The following is a 20,707-nucleotide window of genomic DNA, read 5'->3' on the forward strand; positions in this document are numbered from 1 at the left end:
CCCCCGGGCGGGGAACCGCCCTCGTGCTTCGCGCCGTGTGCACGTACACCGGCGGCAGCGATGACCGCCCCGACGAGACGACCCAAAAGGACTATTACGTGAACATCCGCTCCCTCACGCGAGGCGACGGCGTGGTGATCGGAGCAGCGGTGGTGCTGTTCATCGCCTCGTTCCTCGATCTCTACTCGATCGACAATTCGTGCGTCGGCTCGTTCTGCTCCAAGGTCAACGTACCTAACGCCTGGGACGCGCTGGGCCTGCTGATGAGCATGTTCCTGGCCGGCATCATCGGGGCGGCCCTCATCGTCGTGGCCCGCGCGCTGCCGCAGCCGAAGAAGATCGCCGGGCTCGACCTGGCCCAGTTCGGCACCGCGTTCACGATCTTCTCGGCCTGGACCGCGTTCTGGACCATCGTCGACATGAACAGCGCCGGCGCCGGCATGATCCTCGGCCTGATCGCGGCGCTCGTGCTCGCCGGTGGCGCCGTGGCCAGCCCGCTGGTCGCGCCGCTCAAGGCCCCGCTGATGGGCGCCCCGAGCCCGGCGGTCGCGCAGCCGTACGGCGCGCAGCCCTACGGTGCCCAGCAGCCCGCGGGCGGCTACGGCTACCCGGCCGGCGCCCAGCAGCAGCCGTTCGGCGCCCAGCCGGTCGCCGGTCAGCCCGGCCAGGGCGGCCAGACCCCGGCGCCCGCCGCCGCCCAGCAGCAGCCCGCCGCGGCCGCCGCTCCGGCCGGGGACTTCACCCCGTTCTGGTTCGCGGTCCCGGTGGCCCGTCCGCTGTACGCGGAGGACGGCTCCCCGACGCCGATCGCGGAACTCGCGCCCGGCACCTGGTACCTGGCGGTCGAGCAGCGCGGCGCGGCCCTGGTCGCGCAGACGCAGGACGGCCGCCGCGGTGTCCTCCAGGACACCACCGGCATCCAGCGCGGCTAAGCGCTCCGCTGGAAGTGCGGTCATGTAACTGCGGGCCGCCTTGAGCTGGTCGCGCGCACGCGGCGGAGCCGCAAATGTCACAGCCCCGCGCCCCTTAGGGGGCTCCGAACCGCAGCGGGCGGCAAATCCGCGCGAAGAGCGTACGGCCCCTCGCCCCTTCCGGGCGAGGGGCCGTTCCCGTACCCTCCCCTGACGATTCGTCAGATTCCGTCGGGAGGCTCCACCATGCGGCTCGGACTCGCACTCGGCTACTGGGGACGCGGTCCCAACCCGTCCCATCTCGAACTGGCCCAAGAGGCGGAACGACTCGGCTACGACTCCGTATGGACAGCAGAAGCCTGGGGCTCGGACGCCTTCACCCCCCTGACCTGGATCGCCGCGCACACCTCCCGTATCCGCCTGGGCACGGCGGTGGCGCAGATGGCGGCCCGCACCCCGACGGCGACCGCGATGCACGCGCTCACCCTCGACCACCTCTCCGGCGGCCGCATGTCGCTCGGCCTGGGGCTCTCGGGGCCGCAGGTGGTGGAGGGGTGGTACGGCCGTCCGTTCCCGTCGAGCCCGCTGACGGCGACACGGGAGTACGTGGACGTCATACGCCAAGTCCTGCGGCGCGGCGGCCCTGTTGAGCTGGACGGCCGCTTCCACCCGCACCCGTACCGGGGCGCCGACGGCACGGGCCTCGGCAAACCCCTCAAACCCATCACGCACCCGCTCCGCGCGGACCTGCCGCTGCTGCTCGGCGCGGAGGGCCCCAAGAACATCGCCCAGACGACCAGGATCGCGGACGGCTGGCTCCCCCTGTACTGGTCCCCGACCCGCCTCGACGTGTACGAGGCGTCGCTGGGCGACCTCCGCGAGGGCTTCGTGGTGGCCCCGATGGTCCGGGCGCAACTCTGCGACGACGTGGCGGAGGGCCTATGGCCCGTGAAGGCGATGCTCGGCTTCTACATCGGCGGAATGGGCCACGCCGCCCGCAACTTCCACGCCGACCTGATGGCGAGAATGGGCTACGAGGAGGCGGCCCACCGCATCCAGCACTTGTTCGCGGAGGGCCACCGAGAGGAGGCAATACGGGCGGTCCCGGACGCGTTCGCGGACGAGATCTCGTTGGTGGGCCCGCGCCAACGGATAGCGGAGCGACTGGAGTTGTGGAAAAAGGGCCCGGTGACGGACTTGCTGGTCACGTCACCGGACGAAAAGACGCTGAGACTCTTGGCCGAGCTCAACGGCTGATGCTCCGCAGCTGGCGGGGCTGAGCGCCTGATGGCTGGGCGCTACGGTACCGAGCAACTTAAGGGGCGCGGGGAACTGCGCGACCAGCCCCCACCGGCCCGCAGCTCCCCAACAATCGCGCCCCGAAGGGGCTACCCGCCGTTCAACTGACTGGCAGTCGGAACCTGATCCGTCACGGGCGCACCGGCGGACTTCCCGGCCCCCTTGACCCCGTTAATAACGTTCTCGAACGTCCCCACATCCGCATCCGTCGCGTCCCCCTTCCGCAACTTCCCAGGCAGATTCTTCAGCGAGTCGATACCGGACGACAGCGGCGCAAGCGCCTTCGACAGCAACGGGTCACCCTCGGCGTTCCGCACGGCCGCCTTGAGCCGGTTGTACGTGAACGCGCCTGCGACGCCCGCCTTGACGAGGGCGACGGTCCGCCCCTTCGTCCCCTTCTTGAACTTCCCCGCCTTGAACGGCTTCACGATCCACTGATACGCCGCGCCCGCCGCGAGCCCCGCGTTCGCCACGAACCGGGTCTTCGCGAGTCTCTGGCGCTCGGCGGAACTGGTCGGCGACGCGCTGCTCTCCGCCGCGGTGAGACTGGCCTGGTCGTTCTTGGTCTCGCCACCACAGGCGGTCGTCGACACCAGGACGGTGCTGGACAGGACGACCGCCACGACTATGCGGCGGATCGGGAGCGTACTGGGCACGATGGACCTCCGGGTGGGATGTTCGGCCTCGCTGGCAGCCTCACCCGGCCCCTGGCGCTGCGCCACCCGGGCGACTCCGTACGGGTTCCGCGCACCACCGCGCACCACCACGCACCACCACGCACCGCTCCGTACGGGTTTCACGCAGCGCGATGCGGCTACTCGTCCTGCATGTCTCCTCGCCATTACAGCGGCACGAACGAGGCCGCCAGGGTCGTCACCGTCCTGGCGGACGTCATGGCCTTCATCATCGGCCTGTGGATCCTGATGTATCTGCTGGACGCGAACCGGGCCAACGACCTGGTGTCCTTCACCCAGCACACGGCCCGCTGGCTGGCCGCCTGGTCGTACGACCTGTTCACCTTCCACGACGCCTGGGCGCGGGTCGTGGCGGGCTACGGCCTGGCCGCCGTGGTGTACCTCTTCGCGGGCCACGCCATAGCCAACCGGCTGCGCCGCTACTGAGAGCGACGGCAGCCGGTACACGCTAGGCGAACGGCTAGCCGCAGCAGTCCGGCGCCAGCCCCCGCGGCAGCCGTTCGCCGCCGAACACCGCGGTGGTCGCCTCGTCCCCGCCGAGCGCGGCCACCGCGAGCAGCAGCGACCCGGCCGTCCAGGTGGTGAGCTCCTCGGGCCAGACCGCCCGGTTGCCCTCGAAGACGTAACCCGTCCAGTACATGCCCGACGCCTCGTCGCGCAGATGCTGGATGGACTGGAGGATCTCCAGGGCCCGGTCGGACTCGCCCATCACCCAGAGCGCCAGGGCGAGTTCGCAGCTCTCGCCGCCGGTGACCCACGGGTTGGGCAGCACACAGCGGACCCCGAGCCCGGGCACCACGAAGTCGTCCCACATCGACTCGATACGGTCCTTGGCCTCGGGCCCGCTCACCGCGCCGCCGAGGACGGGGTAGTACCAGTCCATCGAGTAGCGGGACTTGTCGAGGAAGCGCTCGGGGTGGCTGCGCACGGCGTGCGCCAGCGCGCCCGTCGCCAGCTCCCAGTCGGGCTGCGGCTCCTCGCGCTGCTCGGCGACGGCCAGCGCGCACCGCAGCGCGTGGTGGATCGACGAACTGCCGGTCAGGAGCGCGTCGTTGACGACGGTGCCGTCCTCCTCGCGCTTCCAGCCGATCTGCCCGCCCGGCTGCTGGAGGCGCAGCACGAACTCGACGGCCGCGTACACCACCGGCCACATCCGGTCGAGGAAGGTGTCGTCGCCGGTGGCGAGGTAGTGGTGCCAGACGCCGACGGCCACGTACGCGGAGAAGTTGGTCTCCCGGCCGCGGTCGGTGATCTGCTCGAAGTCGCCGTCGTGGTACGCCGCGTACCAGGAGCCGTCCGCGTTCTGGTGCCGCGCCAGCCACTCGTACGCGCGCGCCGCCGCCTCGTGCTCGCCCGCCGCGTCCAGCGCCATCGCGGCCTCGGTGTGGTCCCACGGGTCGAGATGGTGCCCGCGGAACCACGGTATGGCGCCGTCCTCGCGCTGCCCGGCGAGGATGCCGTTCACCGTGGCCCGGGCCTGTTCGGCAGTGAGCACGCCCGGCAGGACCAGGTGCTCGGTCCGCTCCGGTGAGGTCACTTGGCGTCGGCCTTGTCGGTCGCGGCGGCCGCAGCGAGCGGGGCGAGATGCGGCTTGGTCGCGTACGCCACGAAGCTCTTGCCGACGATCGGGTTGAGCGCCTGCTCCGCGAGCCGCGTGACCAGGGGCTTCTTCATGATGTCCCAGACGAGCAGCTTGTGGTACGCGCGGACCGGCAGCGCCTTGTCGTTGTCGACGCCAAAGGCGCACTTGAGCCACCAGTACGGCGCGTGCAGCGCGTGCGCATGGTGCGTGCCGTAGGGCTTGAGGCCCGCTTCCTTCATCTTGCCGAGCAGCTCGTCCGCCTTGTAGATGCGGATGTGGCCGCCCTCGACCTCGTGGTACGCGTCCGAGAGCGCCCAGCAGACCTTCTCAGGCCCGTAGCGCGGCACGGTCACCGCGATGCGCCCGCCGGGCTTCAGGACGCGGACCATCTCGGCCAGCACGCCCTTGTCGTCCGGGATGTGCTCCATGACCTCGGAGATGATCACGACGTCGAAGGACTCGTCGGGGAACGGCAGGTTGAGCGCGTCACCCTCCATGGCGGTCGCGGTCGCCCCCTCGGGCGCCTCCCCGGCCTCCTTCATCGCCGCGAACCACTTGGCGACCTCGCGGATCTCCTCGCCGTTCTGGTCGAGTGCCACGACCTGCGCGCCGCGCCGGTAGCACTCGAAGGCATGGCGTCCCGCCCCGCAGCCCAGGTCGAGCACGCGGTCGCCCGGGGCGAGCGGGAAGCGGGAGAAGTCGACGGTCAGCACGGGGTCTGCCCTTTCGGAAGGTGCGGTGAGGCCGCGGAGCGGCCTTGGTTCTGGGGCGCGGAGCGGCCTACTGCTCCGGGGTGCGGGGTCACCGGGCGGTGCCGGGTCACCCTGCCGGCTTTCCGGCCGCGGAGCGGCCCCTCGCCGCGGAGCGGCCCTTGGCCTCGATCGCGGAGCGGTAGAGCTCCACGGTGCCCTGGGCCGCCCGGGCCCAGGTGAACCGGTCCAGGACCCGCTCGCGCCCGGCCGCGCCGAGCCGCGCCCGCAGCTCCGGGTCGCCGAGGAGCCGTACGAGCCCGGCGGCCAGCGCGTCCGGGTCGCCCGGCGGTACTGCGAGGCAGGTCTCGCCGTCCGGCCCGGCGACCTCGGGGATCGCGCCTCCGGTGGTGGCGAGCAGCGGCGTGCCCGTCGCCATCGCCTCGGCGGCCGGCAGCGAGAACCCCTCGTACAGCGACGGCACACAGCTGACCTGCGCGGACCGTACGAGGTCGACGAGTTCGGCGTCGGTGATGCCCTTGACGAACCGGACCGCGTCGCCGAGTCCGTACTTCTCGATGGCCTGCGCGACCGGCCCGTCCTCGGCGCGCTTGCCGACGACGACGAGATGCGCGTCCGGCCGCTCGGCGCGCACCTTGGCCAGCGCCTCGACGAGGTACACGAGCCCCTTGAGCGGGACGTCCGCGCTGGAGGTGGTCACGATCCGGCCGGGGACCTCGGCCACCGACGGATCGGGCGACCACAGGTCGGTGTCGGCGCCGATGTGCACGACGGAGATGCGGTCCTCGCGCACCCCGAGGTGCTCGACGATCTCGCGCTGCGAGGACCCGGAGACGGTGAGCACGGACGGCAGCCGCCGCGCGACCCGCTTCTGCATCCGTGTGAAGCCGTACCAGCGCCGTACGGAGGCGCGCCGCTTCCAGCCCTCGGCGGCGTCCAGCTCCAGCTGCCGGTCGACGGTGATCGGGTGGTGGATCGTGGTCACCAGGGGCGCGCCGAGGTCGCCGAGCAGGCCGTAGCCGAGCGTCTGGTTGTCGTGGACGACGTCGAACTCGCCCTTGCGGGCGGCGAGATGGCGCCGGGCCCGCAGCGAGAAGGTCAGCGGCTCGGGGAACCCGCCGGTCCACATGGTGGCGACCTCAAGGGCGTCGACCCAGTCCCGGTACTCGTCCTTCTTGGGCGTACGGAACGGGTCCGGCGAGCGGTACAGGTCCAGGCTCGCGACCTCGGTCAGCGGTACGCCCTCGTCCAGGACGGGATACGGCTGCGCGCCGATGACCTCGACGCTGTGTCCCAGCCGGGCGAGTTCGCGGGAGAGGTGGCGTACGTAGACGCCCTGGCCGCCGCAGAACGGATTGCCCTTGTACGTGAGGAGCGCGATCCGCAGGGCTTGCTCGCCCGCACGGGCCGGCTCCCCTGCGCGGGGGCTTGCCTCTATGGCCTCAGCGGTCACTCGCGGCCCCTTCATCGCTGCGTTTCGCCGGAGCGTAACCGCTCACGCTAATCTAGAACAAGTTCCAGACTTGATCCTTCTTGATCTCTCCGAGGAGCCTCAAGGAGGTTCGAATCTACCGGCAGGTAGCCCGCCTGTGACGGCCGGATCGGGTGATTCGCGCCACCACCGGAGCCCCTGCCATGCTGTGCCACCGGCAACCAGGACGCGACGGAACGGGACAGATGACAGCGGAAGCAAAAGCAGCCATTCCGGCGTCCCCCGCTCTGACCGAGCGCCAGGAGGCCCGCCGCCGCCGCATCCTGCACGCGAGCGCCCAGCTGGCCAGCCGGGGCGGCTTCGACGCGGTCCAGATGCGCGAGGTGGCCGAGGCCGCGGGGGTCGCGCTCGGCACCCTCTACCGCTACTTCCCGTCCAAGATCCATCTGCTGGTCGCCACCATGCAGGACCAGCTCCAGCAGCTGCACACCACGCTGCGCAAGCACCCGCCGTCCGGCGACTCGGCGGCGGACCGGGTCGCGGAGACCCTGATGCGGGCGTTCCGCGCGCTCCAGCGCGAGCCGCACCTCGCGGACGCGATGGTCCGCGCGCTCACCTTCGCCGACCGCTCGGTCAGCCCCGAGGTGGACACGGTGTCCCGGCAGACCACCGCGATCATTCTGGACGCGATGGGCCTGGACCACCCGACTCCGCGCCAGCTCTCGGCCGTACGGGTGATCGAGCACACCTGGCACTCGGCGCTGATCACCTGGCTGTCGGGGCGGGCCTCGATCGCGCAGGTGAAGATCGACATCGAGACGGTGTGCCGCCTCATCGATCTGACGGCGCCGGAGTCGGACGACGCGGGCTCGGCCTGAAGCTTTCTGATCTGCTTTTGAGCAGTCACCCCGGCCTCTCGCACGATGCGGTCGGGGTGAATCCGCTTTGCGCCCGGCGCGCACGCGTGGCGGGTGGTACCGGTCCGCGCCCGCGCTGTGCGCCGTGCGCGCCCCCGTGCCACCCCATGGCCGATAATCCGGCTTCCCCTCTCCCTGGACGCCGATAGAAATGTTTCGCGTGCCGAAGGAAGGCAACCGGTAGGCGGGGAGCTGGAGGGGGCTGAAACGTGATCCGGGTACTTCTCGTGCACGAATCCTGTCTGATGCGGTCGGCGCTGGCCGACCGCCTGGCCCGTGAACCCGGCCTGGAGGTCCACCACGCGCCGTGGCGCTCGGCGCCCGCCCGCGCGCGCGTCCTGCGGCCGGATGTGTGCGCCGTGGACCTGGACTGTTCCGACTCGTACGGCATCGCGCCCCTCGGCGAGTTACAGAGCCGGGGCCACGGTCCGGGCGGCACCCGGCTCGTGGTCCTGGCCAGCGCCAACCGGCCCGGGCCGCTGCGCCAGGCCGTGGAGGCGCACGCGCTCGGCTATGTCGACAAGGACGCCACCCCGGAACGGCTGATAGCGGCGATACGGCAGGTCGCCGGCGGGCAGCGGTTCGTGGACGACTCGCTGGGCTGCGGCTTTCTGCGGGCGGCCGAAATGCCGCTGACAAGACGGGAGCTGAGCGTCCTCTCACTCGCCGCCGAGGGGGCCTCGATCGCCGACATCGCGCACAGCCTCCATCTGTCCAACGGGACCGTGCGCAACTACATGGCGGCGATCACCCGGAAGACCGGAGCGCGCAACCGGGTGGACGCCATCCGCATCTCGCAGGGCGAGGGATGGGTGTAATCCGGTCAACTCCCGGTAGAAGGCAGACTGTTGCAAAAGCTCATCATGCGTACCCGCTTCGACGGCGGCTCCGTTGAGCACCAGCACCTGCCGAGCCCGCCGCGCCGAACCGATCCGGTGCGCCACGACGACCAGCGTCGTCCCGGGCCGCCGGCTGAACGCCCGCTCGGCGCGCGCCTCGGCCGCCGGGTCCAGATGACAGGTCGCCTCGTCGAGCAGGACCAAGGGAGCGGGAGCCGCGTGGGCGCGGGCGAGGGCGATCAACTGCCGCTCCCCCGCCGAGAGTTCGCCCGGCCGGACGGTGGCGTCGAGCCCGCCGATGCAGTCGACTAGGGCGCGCGCCCCCACGGCCGTGCAGGAGCCGAGCAGTTCGTCGTCGCCGGGCGGCTCACCCGGGCACAGATGGGCGAGGTTGGCGCGGACCGTGTCGGTGAAGACGTACGCCTGCTGGGGCACGAGCACCCGCGCGCACTCCCGGGCCACCTCGCCGGAGTCCGGGACCCGCACCCCGGCCATCAGCTCGGCCAGGGTGGACTTGCCGATCCCGCTGGGCCCGACGACGGCGAGGTGCCCGCCCAGCGGGACGGCGAGGTCGAGGCGGTCGACGACGGGGGCGGCGCCGGGCCCGTACGCGAAGGTGACCCCGCGCAGGCGCACGGCCTCGCCGGGACCGGGTCGTGCGGGGCGCACGGGGCTCGCGACCTGCACCTCCTCGCCCCCCGCCCGCAGCCGCCGCAGCACCACGAACAGCCGCGCCCCCGACGTGCCGAGCCCCTGGGTGAGGGACCCCAGGGCCGGGATCAGGGACTGGGTGAGATACGCGAGGGCGCCGACGAACGCGCCCGGGGTCACGCCGTGGTCCAGCAGCCATGGCGCGGTGGCGAGCAGCAGCACCACCGTCATGCGCCCGCCGACCCCCGCCGCCAGCGTCCGCAGCGCGCCCCAGCGGGCCAGCGACCGGGACGCGCGGTACTCGGCGTCGATCAGGGTCCGTACATCGTCCGCCACCCGGTCCTCGGCCCCGGCCGCCGTGATGTCCCGTAATCCGCCGACCGCCAGGCCGAGTTCGGCGGACAGCGCCTCGTCGGCGACCAGGAACTCCTCCTGGCGGCGGGCCAGCGGCCGCAGGGTGGCCAGGAACAGGGCGAGCCCGACGAACAGCGGCAGCGCCACGACCGGCAGCAGGACGGGCGCCAGCGAGCAGAGCCCGATCAGCGCGCCCACCGCCGTGACCACGAAGGTCCGCGACACCATCACCAGACCGGCGAGCGTGTCGCGGGCGATCTCCACCTGGTGGGTCAGCCGTGAGACCGCCGCCCCGTCCGGCGTGCGCAACGCCCGGCGTACGACGGTGCGTACGAGATCGTCCCGTACGGGTTCGACGAGCGCGGCGACGGCCAGATGCACCCGGCCGGTGCCGAAGGACCCGGCCACCACGCCGAGCGCGGCGAGCGCCAGCCAGCCGATGCCGATGGAGGTGTGTCCGGCCAGGAAGCCCCGGTCGAGGGCGCGGGCGAGCGCGTATCCCAGCAGGAACGTCTCCCCCGCCTCCAGCGCCGACCATGCCGCGAGCCGGAGCAGCACCCGCCACCGGGGGCGCGCGAGCGCGAGCAGCCGCTCAATCATCGACCAACTCCCCGGATTCGTACGAGTCTTCCGGCTCCTCCGCGAACACCGCCCGGTACTCCGGAAGCCGCCACAGTTCCTCGTGCGGGGCCGTCGCGCGGACCGTGCCGCCGTCCAGCCAGACCACCAGATCGGCGCGGGCCGCGGTGCTCACCCGGTGGGCGACGACCAGGCGGGTGCCCGGGGTCAGGCCGTCGAGGAGCGCGCGGGAGACCTTCAGTTCGGTCGCCGAGTCCAGGCTTGAGGTGGCGTCGTCGAGGATCAGCAGCCGCCCGCAGTGCGCGAACGCCCGTGCCAGGCCCAGGCGTTGTGCCTCGCCGCCGGACATCGGCGCCTGTGCGCAGGGCGTGTCGTAGCCGAGCGGGAGTCTGCGCACGAACTCGTCGGCGCACGCCGCCCGCGCGGCCGTCCGGATCGCCTCGGGGCCGGGTTCGTCGACCCCGAACGCGATCGTCCCGCCGACGGTCGCGCCGAGCAGCGCCGGGCGCGCGAAGGCGTGGCCGATCTCGCGGCGCAGTGCGTCCCGGGAGAGTTCGGGCAGCGGGACCCCGTCCACCAGGACCGTCCCCCGCTCGGGGTCCCTGAGCCGCCCCGCGACCGCCGCGAGGGCCGTCTTGCCACTCCCGGAGCGCCCCACCACGGCCGCCACCGCCCCACCGGGCACATACAGGTCGACATCCCGCAGCGGCCCGGCGCACACGCTGCGTAACTCCAACGCACCTTCGCCCTCGGCCAGTTGACGACGTCCATACGTCATGGCCGACGGCTCAAGCGCCTCGGCGAGACGGTCGGAGGCGGTGCGGCCGCGTACCAGACCGTTGAGCTGGCCGACCAGGACGCCGGTGCCGGTGGCGAGGACCGCGTACCGCCAGGCCGCGAGCATCCCGCCCACGGTCAGCGCCCCGTCGGCGAGCCGCAGCCCGGCGACCGCGAGCACGATGAGCTGGAGCAGCGGGAGCAGGGCGGCGGCCTGGGCGGTGGAGCGGCCGGTGACGCGCCACATGCGGTGGCCCTGGGCGGAGAGTTCGGGCAGCGGGGCCAGCACCCGGGCCGCGTCCCGCTCGGCGGTCCCGGCGGCCGCGATCGTACGGGCGCCCTCGACGGCCTCGGTGAGCCGCCCGGCGATCTCGCCCTGGGCGCGCAGATAGGCGGCGTTGGTGTCGCCGGAGGTGCGCATGAACACCTTGAGCAGCAGCGCGAGTACGGGCATCCCGACGAGCAGCGCGAGCGCCGTCCACCAGTCGGTGAGCACCAGCGCCACCAGAGCGCCGACCGGGGTGAGCGCGGCGCCGACGGTGGCCGCGAGGGTGGCGGGCACGGGCCCGGCCTGGGCCGCGTTGCCGACGAGCCGGGCCACCAGGTCGCCCTTGGCGGCCCCGGAGTCCGGCCCGGCCGCGAGTACGTGCCGCAGCACCCGGTCCCGTATCCACGCGGTGCTGCGGGCGTTGGCGGTCGCGGTGACCAGGCCGTCGAGGGCGCCGAGCACCACGGTGAGTCCGGTGAGCGCCGCGCACAGCGCGAGCCAGGGTCCGGCGGCCGCGCGGTCGTCGCCGAGCAGCAGGTCGAGGGTGTGGCCGAGCGCCCACGGGAAGGCGAGGCCCGCGCCGGCGAGGGCGGTGGTCAGGACCAGGACGAGGGCGGCGGGGGCCGCGCCGTGCCGGACGGTCTCGCGCAGGAAGGGGCGCGGTGTCCTCGGTGCCCTGGGGCGCTGTGCCATGCGTGCCCTCCGGAGCGCGCGTACCCCGGGCGGTTGAGCAGAACCGCCCGGGGCCGCTTCGCACACAGTGATCAGGATCGATCGGTGCAGCCGGATCGATCAGCGTTGATCAGGTCGATCGGATGGAACCGTTGGAACAGGGATTGATCACAGTGTCCGGCGTGCTCAGAGGCAGAGCAGGACGCTGGCCGTGCTGTCACAGAGAAGCAGGCTCACGCTGCTCTCGCCGCCGTGACCGCCGTGGTCGCCCTTGTCCTCGATGTCCATGTTCTGCAGGTCGAGAAGGGTCATCGCCATCTCCTTTTTCGTCGGGATCTTTCCGTGGGGACGGGTTCACCGTCCGGCCCCTCGCGGGGCCGTCTTGGGGGCCGCCGGAAGCGGCGGCAGGAAGGGCAGCCCGGCGGGCCGCCGGCGGGCCGAGGCGGCGCCGGGCAGCGAACCGACGGCGAGCAGACAGCCCGCCGTGCCGGTCGCGAGGTCCATGGAGAGCCGCATCATCTGGTTGCCGGGAAAGGCGAGATGGCCCTGGTAGGGCACGGCGTACCAGGCGAGCGCGGCGCTCTGCGCGGCCAGGTCCTCGCGCGGGGCGCGGGTGCGGGCGAGGTGCAGGACCATGCCCGCGCGGCCGTTGAACAGCCCCGGCTGGGCGTAGTAGCGCTGCCGCGCGGTGGGCAGGATCGCGGCTCTGGCCCGCGCGAACTCCTCGTCGTCGCGGTGCGCCAGGAAGTCGTCGAGCACCATGGCGATGCCGACGCCACCCGACCCGAGGTAGGGCATGGTGCGCACGCCCTCGTCGACCTGGAGAGCGCCCGACCGGTCGGGTACGCAGCGGGCGAGGTCGCGGCGCAGGAACTCGGCGGCGTGGTCGAGCAGCGCGGGCTCGCGGGTGTGCTCGTACAGCCGCAGGAAGAGCAGCGCGGGGCCGCTGGCACCGTGCATCAGCCCGGCACGCACCCGCGTTCCGGTCTCGGGCGCCGGTTGCCCGGCGATGGTCCAGGCCGCTTCCAGGGCCCGGTCGCGCAGATCGCTCTCGCCGGTGGTGCGGCCGAGCGAGTCCAGGGCGAGCCCGAGCCCGGCCAGGCCCCCGTGCAGCGTGGGCGAGAGCCGCTGCCACTTCTCGTCGAGCACCCGGTCGACCAGGTCGAGGGCGCGGTCGGTGTGGCCGAGCCGGTCCAGGACGTACGCGACGCCGCTCAGCCCGTCGTAGAAGCCGAGCGGGGTTCCGGCGGGCGGCGGGTCGGTGTGCCGAAGGAGCCAGTCCTCGCCGTCGTGGTGGCGCCCGGCACCGGTGGCGTCCAGCGCGTAGAGCACTCCGGCCGCGCCGTGCGCGACGCCGAGGCCGCCGCCGTCGGCGAACTGGGAGATGTCGCCGGGAAAGAGCCGGTCGTCGCGTTCGGGCGTCGCGGAGGCGAGGATCGCGCGGACCATGGACTCGCGCCCGGCGGGCCACTCGTCGGGCCGGGCGGGCAGATACGGCTTCCGCACGGGCGTCTGCGCACCCCGGATGACCCGCACCGCCTCCTCGAAGAAACCTTTCGGCACCCCGGGGAACTGGCCGGCCGCGACCTCGGCCAGATGCGCCGCCTTCTCCCGGTCGACCACGAGCAGCGTCGTCATCGGCACGAAGAGCGCGAGCCGCAGACAGGCCAGCGCGTACGCGTCGACCTCGAAGCCGGTGCGGTCGCGGGGCGCCACGAACCCGGGGTGGGCCATGGTCTGCCCCCGGTGCTCGGCCAGCGGCACCGCGCCCTCGAAGTCGAGCAGCCGCACGGCCGGTTCGCCGTCCTCGTCCGGCCCGACCATCACGTTGAACATGTGCAGGTCGTTGCAGACGAGCCCGCGCGAGTGCACCGCCGCCACGGCCCGCTCCACCGCCCGGTGGATCCCGAGCGCCCAACTCGTGTACGAGGCCACCGCGTCCGGGTCCGGGTCGACGGCGAGCAGCGGGTGCCGCTCGGCGAAGAACGCGTTGAGGGTGCGCCCCTCAAGGAATTCCATGACGAGGAAGCGGTGTTCGCCGAGTTCGAACCAGTCGCGCACCTCGGGGGCGACACCGAGGCCGGAGATACGTTCCAGCGCGGCCTTCTCGCGCTCCAGGCGGGCCACCGCGTCACTGCCGTCGGCGGCGAGCCCCGCGTGCGGCCGGGCCTCCTTCAGGACGACCTTGCTGCCGTCCCGGGTGTCCGTTCCGGCGTACACACCACCGCCGTTGGAGAAGTGCAGCGCCTTCTCGATGCGGTACGGAAGATCACTCACCGTCGTCGCGTTGCGGGCGTCCAGCTGCGGGCGCAGGAACGCGGGCAGCGCCACCCACTCGGGCACCTGGAAGGCGGGGTCTCTTCGGTCGGGGACCAGGACGCCCTGGGGGTTCTCGATCGCGGGGACGAGCGCGCCGTCCTCGTCCACGCAGTGCCGCTTGGCGAATCCCCCGTAACGCACGTACAGGGGCCCGGAGTTCCACCGCAGGTCGGTCAGGATGTACGGCCCGGGCTCGCCGTCGAGGAGGTCGCCCAGCTCGTGCAGGATGCTCTCCAGCTCGCCCGGGTCGGCCGGGTAGATCGTGGCGAACTTGCCGCTGGAGCCGCGTCCGGCGTACTTGGAGTTGCGCAGGTGCAGCGGCTGGCGGCCGGGGACGAACTTGAACGGGATCGCCCGCGGCACGCAGTACTCCCACACCTGGGCCGCCATCTTCTCGGCGTTGTCCAGACACGCCGAGACATGGATCTTCCAGCCCTGCCGGGGTCGGCCCGGGCGCGGCTCACCGGCCGCGTCCACCGGGCTGAAATTGAGCCAGTCCCCGGAGAGGGAGGTCTGCCACCCCTCGGGGACCGGGCGTTTGGCGGCCTCGAAGAGCGTGACGGTCGCGTCGGTTCCGGCGAGCGCGGAGAAGGACAGGCGGTCCGGAGTCTCGTAGAAATACCTGTCGGCCAGGCAGAAGACCTCGTACCGCTTGTCCATTGCTTCCCCCCTCGGTGGCGTGGCAACGAAGGTGCCACGCCACCGAGGGGCCGGACAGTCGCGGATGTCACGGGGTCGCCGTGCGGTACGCACGCGTCAACTTCTGTTCGATCGCGGGAGAACGGACCCCTCGTACGCCTCTGGCTACTCCTCCGGTCACTCCTCGGGCGGGAAGACGGCCTCCCCCGAGTCGAGGAGCGAGATGCCGATCGCCTCCACCGGGCACCCCTCCGCCGCCGCGAGCACCTGCTCGTTCGCGTCGGTGTCGGCGGCCGTGGGCCGGGACTGGCGGGCGGTGTCGAGCGCGAAGGAGCCCGGCGCGGTGTTCACGCACATACCGGAGCCGATGCACACACTCCGGTCGACCTCGACGTGCCAGCGGTCACCCATCACGCCTCACCGCCATATCCGGCGGGGAGGTGGATCATCTTGTGCTCCAGGTACTCCCCGAACCCCTCGGGCCCGAACTCCCGCCCCAGACCGGACTCCTTGTAGCCGCCGAACGGCCCGAGCATGTCGAGGCTGAAGGTGTTCACATTGAAGGTGCCGGTGCGCACCTGCCGGGCGAAGTCGATGCCGTGCTCGACGTCACCGGTCCACACGCTGCCGCTGAGCCCGTACGGGGAGTCGTTCGCGATCCTCAGCGCCTCGGCCTCGTCGTCGTACGGGAGCAGACAGATCACCGGCCCGAAGATCTCCTCGCGGGCGATCCGCATGGAGTTGTCGACGCCGCCGAAGAGCGTGGGCTCGACGTACCACCCCTTGTCCTGCCCGGCCGGACGCCCGCCTCCCGCAAGGATCTTGGCCCCTTCCTCCTGTCCGATCCGGATGTAGTCGAACGAGCGCTGCTGCTGCCGTTTGGCGACGAGCGGCCCGACCTGGGTAGCGGCGTCCAGCGGATCGCCGACGACCAACTGCGAGGCGGCGGCCGCGAACGCGTCGGCGAACTCGTCGTACCGGCTCACGGGCGCGAGGATCCGGGTCTGGGCCACGCACGCCTGCCCGTTGTTCATCCACGCGGCCGGGACGACCCCGGCGACGGTGGCGGCCAGATCGGCGTCCGGCAGGACGACGGCGGCGGACTTGCCGCCGAGTTCGAGGGTGACCCGGGTGAGGTTGCGCGCGGCGACCTCCATGACGCGCTTGCCGGCCGCGACCGACCCCGTGAACGACACCTTGTCGATCCCCGGGTGCCCCACCAGGTACTCGCTGACCTCGCGGTCGGCGGGCAGGATGGAGAGCACGCCCTCCGGCAGCCCGGCCTCGCGGGCGATCTCGCCGAGTATGTACGAGTCGAGGGGCGACTCGGGCGACGGCTTGAGCACCACCGAACACCCCGCGAGCAGCGCGGGCGCGAGCTTGGCGGCGGCGACGAACTGCGGCACGTTCCACGGCACCACGGCCGCCACGACCCCCACCGGCTCGCGCCGCACCAGGATCGGCCCGAGCACCCCGGCCCGCCGCTCCTCGTACGGGAAGTCGCGCGCCACGGTGATCGCCGAGTCCCAGACCATCATGGCCCCGAGCGCCTGCGCGAGCACGCTCCAGGAGTACGGGGACCCGTTCTGCGCGCTGATGGTCCGGGCGATCTCCTCATGTCGTATGGCGATCGCGTCCTTGATACGCGTGACGACCTCGACGCGCTCGGCGAGCGCCATCCGAGGCCAGGGCCCGTCGTCGAACGCCCGCCGCGCGACGGCCACGGCCCGGTCGACATCGTCCCGGGACGCGTGCGGCACGCGGCCGATGACCTGTTCGGTGTGGGGCGAGATGACTTCGATGGTGTCGGTGGAGTGGGGGTGGACCAACTCCCCACCGATGTAGAGCTGTACGTGTTCGACGAGATCGGACATGGGCGTGACGCCTCCCGCAGGCCAAGTTCCTGACGGCATTCCTGACGGTATTTCAGACATGTACATCCGCAAGAACTGATACCAGTTCTAGTACGAGGAGTCCACGGACCGGGAAGGCGGTCGATGACCCTTGAGGGCCGACTGAAACACGTTCTACTGTGACGTGAACGCCTGGGTGCGGGGGCGGCGGACGATGGCGGAGGTGGTGCGGTGACCGACCATGGAGGGGGCGTCCATTCCCTACGGGTACCGATCCCGGACAACCCGCTGGGCCACACGCTGGTCTACGTCATCGAGACGGACGCGGGCCCGGTCCTGGTGGACACGGGCTGGGACGACCCGGAGTCGTGGAACGCGCTGACGGACGGCCTTGCTTCGCTGGGTACGGATGTAGGCGACATCCAGGGGGTGGTGCTGACCCACCACCACCCCGACCACCACGGGCTGTCGGCCCGCGTACGCGAGGCATCCGGCGCATGGCTGGCGATGCACGCGGCGGACACGGCGGTGGTACGGCGCACCCGCGAGGCGGAACCAGCCGTATGGCTCGACTACTTGGTAGAGAGGCTGACGGCGGCGGGGGCGCCGGACGAGCACATGGCACCGCTGCGGGCGGCGCGGGCGAAGGGGGGCGGGCGGAGCCTGCCGGGCCTGCGGGCGGCACTGCCGGACCGGGAGATCGTTCCCGGCGACCTGCTCCCGCTGCCGGGCCGCCGCCTGCGCGCGATCTGGACTCCCGGCCACACCCCCGGCCACGTGTGCCTGCACCTGGAGGAGGACCACCCCGCGAACCGCCCGGGCCACGGCCGCCTGTTCTCCGGCGACCACCTGCTGCCCGGCATCACCCCGCACATCGGCCTGTACGAGGACCCCGACGACACGACGGTGACGGACCCGCTGGGCGACTACCTCTCGTCCCTGGAACGCGTGGGCCGCCTGGGAGTGGCGGAGGTACTACCGGCCCACGAGCACGCGTTCGGGGACGCGGCGGGGAGGGTGACCGAACTCCTGACCCACCACGAGGACCGCCTGACGAGCCTGCTCCACCTCCTCTCAACCCCTCTGACCCCCTGGCAACTGGCGGAAAGAATGGAGTGGAACCGCCCCTGGTCCGACATCCCCTACGGCTCCCGCAACATCGCGGTATCAGAGGCGGAGGCACACGTCCGCCGCCTGGTGAAGTCCGACTTGGCGGAGCCGGTACCGGGGGACCCGGTGACGTATCGGGCGGTGTGATACCCCACCCCGCCCCTTCACCTAGACCCTCCGGGGGTGGGCGGAGGGTGATCTCCCGGGGGCTACACCCCGGAGCCGACTCCTCAAACGCCGGAGAGGCTGAACTTGCCCACCACTCCGGGTAGATGACGCGCGAGCGCGGTGTTCTTCAGCGGGCCAGCGGGTTTACGGGTGAGGCTCCGGGGCCCGGATAGTCGGGGTCGTCCTCCGTGCTGGGCAGGGGGCGGTGTCCCTCGGACCAGTCGTTGGTCCAGCCGCAGACTCCGCACGCGTAACGGCCGTCGAGGCCGGACACCCGCGTACCGCACTTCCGGCACGAAGCCTCGGTGATCTCGGGCGTCACCAGAGGCTCGGGCTCGGGAAGCGGGTCCAGTTCCGGCGGCCATACGTCCACGCCTCGCAGGGTACCGGCAGGCTAGGGACGTCGCCGGGTGTTCCGAGGGGGTGCAGGGGCGCAGCCCCGCTCCCCGCCCACCCCGGGCCGCAGCCCGCTTGCCCACCCACCCCCGACCGGGGTCCGGGGCGCAACCCGCCTACCCGCCCAACCCCGACCGGGCACCCCCGGGCCGCAGCCCGCTGACCCACCCACCCCCAGCGGGGTCCGGGGCGCAGCCCCGAAGCGGGGTGCAGGGGGCGCAGCCCCCGCCGGGGAGCCGGGGGCCCCGCCCCCGGGAGAACATCTCACCCCCCACCCACCCCCGGAGGGTTCAGGGAAGGGGCGGGGTGGGGGACTCCAGGCGGTAACCGCCATCGCCGCCCCCGAACCACCCCCGGTACAGTGGGCCCGTCGTCCATGCCCGTACGGGGGAAAGCCGGTGCAAACCCGGCGCTGACCCGCAACCGTGATCCGCCGCAAAACGCTGGCGGTAAGCCGGACCGCCCCGGCGGACATGAGCCGGCTCGGGTCACCGGCAAGCACGTCGGTGACCGGCCCCGTCGAGGTACACGGAGCCGGAGCCAGCGCGTGCCCGCGCGCCTGCCCGGCCCGCAGGAGAGGCACCGCCCGCCATGACCGCACGCCGCTGCGCCGCAGCGCTCGCCGCCGCCACCGTCGTCCTCGGCGGAGCCGCCCCGGCCGCATTCGCCGACGGCACCGCGCCGTCCGCCTCCGCCCCGGCGACGATCCCGCAGGGCCTGTACGGCACCAAGGACCCGACGTACGACGGTGTCTGGCGTCAGTCGCTCGCCCTGCTCGCCCAGAGCACCGTGGGTGTGAAGCCCGCCGCGCAGGCCATAACCTGGCTCACCGGCCAGCAGTGCGAGAGCGGCGCGTTCGCCTCGTACCGCGCCGACGCCACCAAGCCGTGCGACGCCAAGACGATGCCGGACACCAACGCCACCTCGGCCGCCGTCCAGGCCCTCGTCTCGCTCGGCGGGCAGCAGGACGTCGTGAAGAAGGGCGTCTCCTGGCTCAAGAGCGTCCAGAACGACGACGGCGGCTGGGCCTTCAACCCCGGCGGCAAGAGCGACGCCAACTCCACCTCGGTCGTCATCGGCGCGCTCGCCGCCGCCGGTGAGAAGCCGGCCGACGTCAAGTCCGCGAAGGGCGGCAAGTCGCCGCTGGACGCGCTCCTCACGTTCGCGCTGCCGTGCGACAGCTCGCCGGGCAGCGGCGCGTTCGCGTACCAGGGCGACCTGAAGACCGGAAAGCTGTACGCGAACGGTGACGCCAGCGCCGCCGCCGTCACCGCCGCCCACGGCAAGGGCCTCGCCGCCACCGCCGGTCAGCCCGACGCCAAGGGCACGGAGTGCGAGAAGGCGTCGACGCCGGAGCAGGCCGCGCACAACGGCGCCGCGTACCTCGCGAAGACCATGGCCAAGACGGGCCACCTCAACTCCGCGATGCCGGGCGCCGAGAGCCAGCCCGACTACGGCAACACCGCCGACGCCGTCGTCGCCCTGGCCACCGACGGCCTCGCCGACCAGGCCAAGCAGTCGCTTACGTGGCTGGAGAAGAACACCGCCGCGTGGGCCAAGGACAACGGCCCGGCCGCGTACGCCCAGCTCGTCCTCGCCGCCAACGCCACCGGCGCCGACCCGAAGAACTTCGGCGGCGCCGACCTGGTGAAGCAGCTGAACGCGACCGGCCCGGCCCCGGCGTCCGACGCGTCCGCCGCCGCCCAGAAGCCCTCCGCCGAGTCCACGAAGAAGAAGGACTCCAACACGTCGGTGTGGTGGATCGTCGGCGTGTTCTTCGTCGCGAGCATCGGCGTGGGCTTCCTGGTCAGCTCGCGCAAGAAGAACCAGCGCCCGTGATGCCGTACGCGCGACGGATGCCGTACGTACGGCAGATGCCGTACGTACGGCGCCTCGCCGTGGTGGCCGCGCTCGCCCTCACGCTGACGGTCGGCGTGGGGGCGGCGTCGGCCCAGGCGACCGGGTACCGCTACTGGTCGTTCTGGGACGGCCAGGGCTCGACCTGGACGTACGCCACCCAGGGCCCGGCCACCGCGCACCCCTCCGACGGCGACGTCGAGGGCCTCCGCTTCGCCGTGAGCGCGGACTCCAAGGACGCCTCGAAGCCGCGCTCGGCGCCGTCGTTCGACGCGGTGTGCGCGGCGACCCCGGCCGAGCCGGGCAAGAAGCGCATCGCCCTTGTCATCGACTTCGGCACCCCGCAGGACGCCCCGGGCGGCGAGACGCCCCCGGCGGCGCGTACGGCGTGCGCGCGGGTGTCCGAGGACGCGACCACGGCCGACGCCCTGGCCGCCGTGGCCAAGCCGCTCCGCTACAACAGCGCGGCACTGCTGTGCGCGATCGCGGGGTACCCGAGGACGGGGTGCGGCGAGCAGGTGTCGGGCAAGACCGGGACAACGGCCCCCGCCCAGTCCTCCGCCGAACCGAAGAAGTCCTCGGACTCCGGCCCGTCGATGGGCCTCGTGGCGGGCCTGGCAGCCGTACTGACCCTGGCGGCAGCCGCAATCTGGCAATCCCGCCGCCGCAGGCGATGACG

18 protein-coding genes, 1 pseudogene and 1 riboswitch are annotated in these 20,707 nt (G+C 72.4%); of the genes and pseudogenes, 8 read left to right on the forward strand and 11 right to left on the reverse strand.

Features of this window, described 5'->3' with window-relative positions; all coding sequences use genetic code 11:
* Positions 1–98: 98 nt before the first annotated feature.
* Both BG418_RS33825 and BG418_RS33830 read left to right on the forward strand, forming a co-directional pair.
* On the forward strand, positions 99–932 hold the full coding sequence (locus BG418_RS33825) for a DUF5336 domain-containing protein (RefSeq protein WP_188278321.1): 834 nt from the start codon (positions 99–101) through the stop codon (positions 930–932).
* 225 nt (positions 933–1,157) lie between these two features.
* Positions 1,158–2,168, forward strand: coding sequence for an LLM class F420-dependent oxidoreductase (locus BG418_RS33830; RefSeq protein ID WP_188277886.1), 1,011 nt, complete (start codon positions 1,158–1,160; stop codon positions 2,166–2,168).
* Positions 2,169–2,299: 131 nt separating this feature from the next.
* Here BG418_RS33830 and BG418_RS33835 read toward each other — a convergent pair whose 3' ends face one another.
* Positions 2,300–2,866, reverse strand: a complete 567-nt coding sequence (locus BG418_RS33835; protein ID WP_188277887.1) for a hypothetical protein — start codon at positions 2,864–2,866, stop codon at positions 2,300–2,302.
* A 171-nt stretch (positions 2,867–3,037) separates the two neighbouring features.
* On the opposite strand from BG418_RS33835, the gene BG418_RS33840 reads away from it, so the two are divergent.
* Positions 3,038–3,331 carry a hypothetical protein gene (locus tag BG418_RS33840; protein ID WP_188278322.1) on the forward strand — a complete coding sequence of 98 codons (294 nt, stop codon included), beginning with the start codon at positions 3,038–3,040 and terminating at the stop codon, positions 3,329–3,331.
* 34 nt (positions 3,332–3,365) lie between these two features.
* On the opposite strand, the gene BG418_RS33845 is transcribed toward BG418_RS33840, so the two are convergent.
* The 3 genes from BG418_RS33845 to BG418_RS33855 all read right to left on the reverse strand — a co-directional run bounded on the left by BG418_RS33845 (position 3,366) and on the right by BG418_RS33855 (position 6,650).
* Positions 3,366–4,442 carry a prenyltransferase/squalene oxidase repeat-containing protein gene (locus BG418_RS33845; RefSeq protein WP_188277888.1) on the reverse strand — a complete coding sequence of 359 codons (1,077 nt, stop codon included), beginning with the start codon at positions 4,440–4,442 and terminating at the stop codon, positions 3,366–3,368.
* Complete coding sequence (locus BG418_RS33850) at positions 4,439–5,200, reverse strand: class I SAM-dependent methyltransferase (protein ID WP_188277889.1); 762 nt, start codon at positions 5,198–5,200, stop codon at positions 4,439–4,441. Before BG418_RS33850 ends, BG418_RS33845 begins: the two co-directional genes overlap by 4 nt.
* 106 nt (positions 5,201–5,306) lie before the next feature.
* Entirely contained in the window at positions 5,307–6,650 is a 1,344-nt protein-coding gene (locus BG418_RS33855; RefSeq protein ID WP_188277890.1) for a glycosyltransferase family 4 protein, read from the reverse strand.
* Positions 6,651–6,874: 224 nt separating this feature from the next.
* On the opposite strand from BG418_RS33855, the gene BG418_RS33860 reads away from it, so the two are divergent.
* Both BG418_RS33860 and BG418_RS33865 read left to right on the forward strand, forming a co-directional pair.
* The gene (locus tag BG418_RS33860) at positions 6,875–7,507 is read left to right on the forward strand and encodes a TetR family transcriptional regulator (RefSeq protein ID WP_188277891.1); all 633 of its coding nucleotides are present in this window, start codon (positions 6,875–6,877) and stop codon (positions 7,505–7,507) included.
* Between the two features lie 248 nt (positions 7,508–7,755).
* Positions 7,756–8,364 (forward strand): response regulator transcription factor, encoded by a 609-nt coding sequence (locus BG418_RS33865; RefSeq protein WP_317453850.1) that lies wholly within the window; start codon positions 7,756–7,758, stop codon positions 8,362–8,364.
* 261 nt (positions 8,365–8,625) lie between these two features.
* Here the strand turns inward: BG418_RS33865 and BG418_RS41025 are convergent.
* The 6 genes and pseudogenes from BG418_RS41025 to BG418_RS33895 all read right to left on the reverse strand — a co-directional run.
* Positions 8,626–9,990 (reverse strand): annotated as a pseudogene (locus tag BG418_RS41025) (ATP-binding cassette domain-containing protein); the annotation flags it as partial.
* On the reverse strand, positions 9,983–11,707 hold the full coding sequence (locus BG418_RS33875; protein ID WP_188277892.1) for an ABC transporter ATP-binding protein: 1,725 nt from the start codon (positions 11,705–11,707) through the stop codon (positions 9,983–9,985). The gene BG418_RS33875 and the pseudogene BG418_RS41025, both read right to left, overlap by 8 nt.
* A gap of 165 nt (positions 11,708–11,872) precedes the next feature.
* Positions 11,873–11,998 carry a SapB/AmfS family lanthipeptide gene (locus BG418_RS33880; protein ID WP_188277893.1) on the reverse strand — a complete coding sequence of 42 codons (126 nt, stop codon included), beginning with the start codon at positions 11,996–11,998 and terminating at the stop codon, positions 11,873–11,875.
* A gap of 42 nt (positions 11,999–12,040) precedes the next feature.
* On the reverse strand, positions 12,041–14,665 hold the full coding sequence (lanKC, locus tag BG418_RS33885; protein WP_188277894.1) for a class III lanthionine synthetase LanKC: 2,625 nt from the start codon (positions 14,663–14,665) through the stop codon (positions 12,041–12,043).
* A gap of 156 nt (positions 14,666–14,821) precedes the next feature.
* Positions 14,822–15,055 (reverse strand): ferredoxin, encoded by a 234-nt coding sequence (locus tag BG418_RS33890; protein WP_188277895.1) that lies wholly within the window; start codon positions 15,053–15,055, stop codon positions 14,822–14,824.
* Complete coding sequence (locus tag BG418_RS33895) at positions 15,055–16,518, reverse strand: aldehyde dehydrogenase (protein WP_188277896.1); 1,464 nt, start codon at positions 16,516–16,518, stop codon at positions 15,055–15,057. Before BG418_RS33895 ends, BG418_RS33890 begins: the two co-directional genes overlap by 1 nt.
* Before the next feature lie 210 nt (positions 16,519–16,728).
* Between BG418_RS33895 and BG418_RS33900 the strand changes: the two genes are divergently transcribed.
* A complete protein-coding gene (locus tag BG418_RS33900) occupies positions 16,729–17,754 on the forward strand; it encodes an MBL fold metallo-hydrolase (protein WP_188277897.1) in 1,026 nt (341 codons plus the stop codon).
* Positions 17,755–17,902: 148 nt separating this feature from the next.
* Here BG418_RS33900 and BG418_RS33905 read toward each other — a convergent pair whose 3' ends face one another.
* A complete protein-coding gene (locus BG418_RS33905) occupies positions 17,903–18,148 on the reverse strand; it encodes a hypothetical protein (RefSeq protein ID WP_317453851.1) in 246 nt (81 codons plus the stop codon).
* A gap of 411 nt (positions 18,149–18,559) precedes the next feature.
* Positions 18,560–18,632: riboswitch (cobalamin riboswitch) on the forward strand.
* A gap of 130 nt (positions 18,633–18,762) precedes the next feature.
* Between BG418_RS33905 and BG418_RS33910 the strand changes: the two genes are divergently transcribed.
* Entirely contained in the window at positions 18,763–20,010 is a 1,248-nt protein-coding gene (locus BG418_RS33910) for a prenyltransferase/squalene oxidase repeat-containing protein (protein WP_188277898.1), read from the forward strand.
* Positions 20,010–20,705: an SCO2322 family protein gene (locus tag BG418_RS33915; RefSeq protein WP_223185817.1), complete on the forward strand. Its 696-nt coding sequence runs from the start codon at positions 20,010–20,012 to the stop codon at positions 20,703–20,705. Before BG418_RS33910 ends, BG418_RS33915 begins: the two co-directional genes overlap by 1 nt.
* Positions 20,706–20,707 lie beyond the last annotated feature (2 nt).

The organism is Streptomyces sp. CBMA152 (genome assembly GCF_014596475.1).
Taxonomy (GTDB): domain Bacteria; phylum Actinomycetota; class Actinomycetes; order Streptomycetales; family Streptomycetaceae; genus Streptomyces.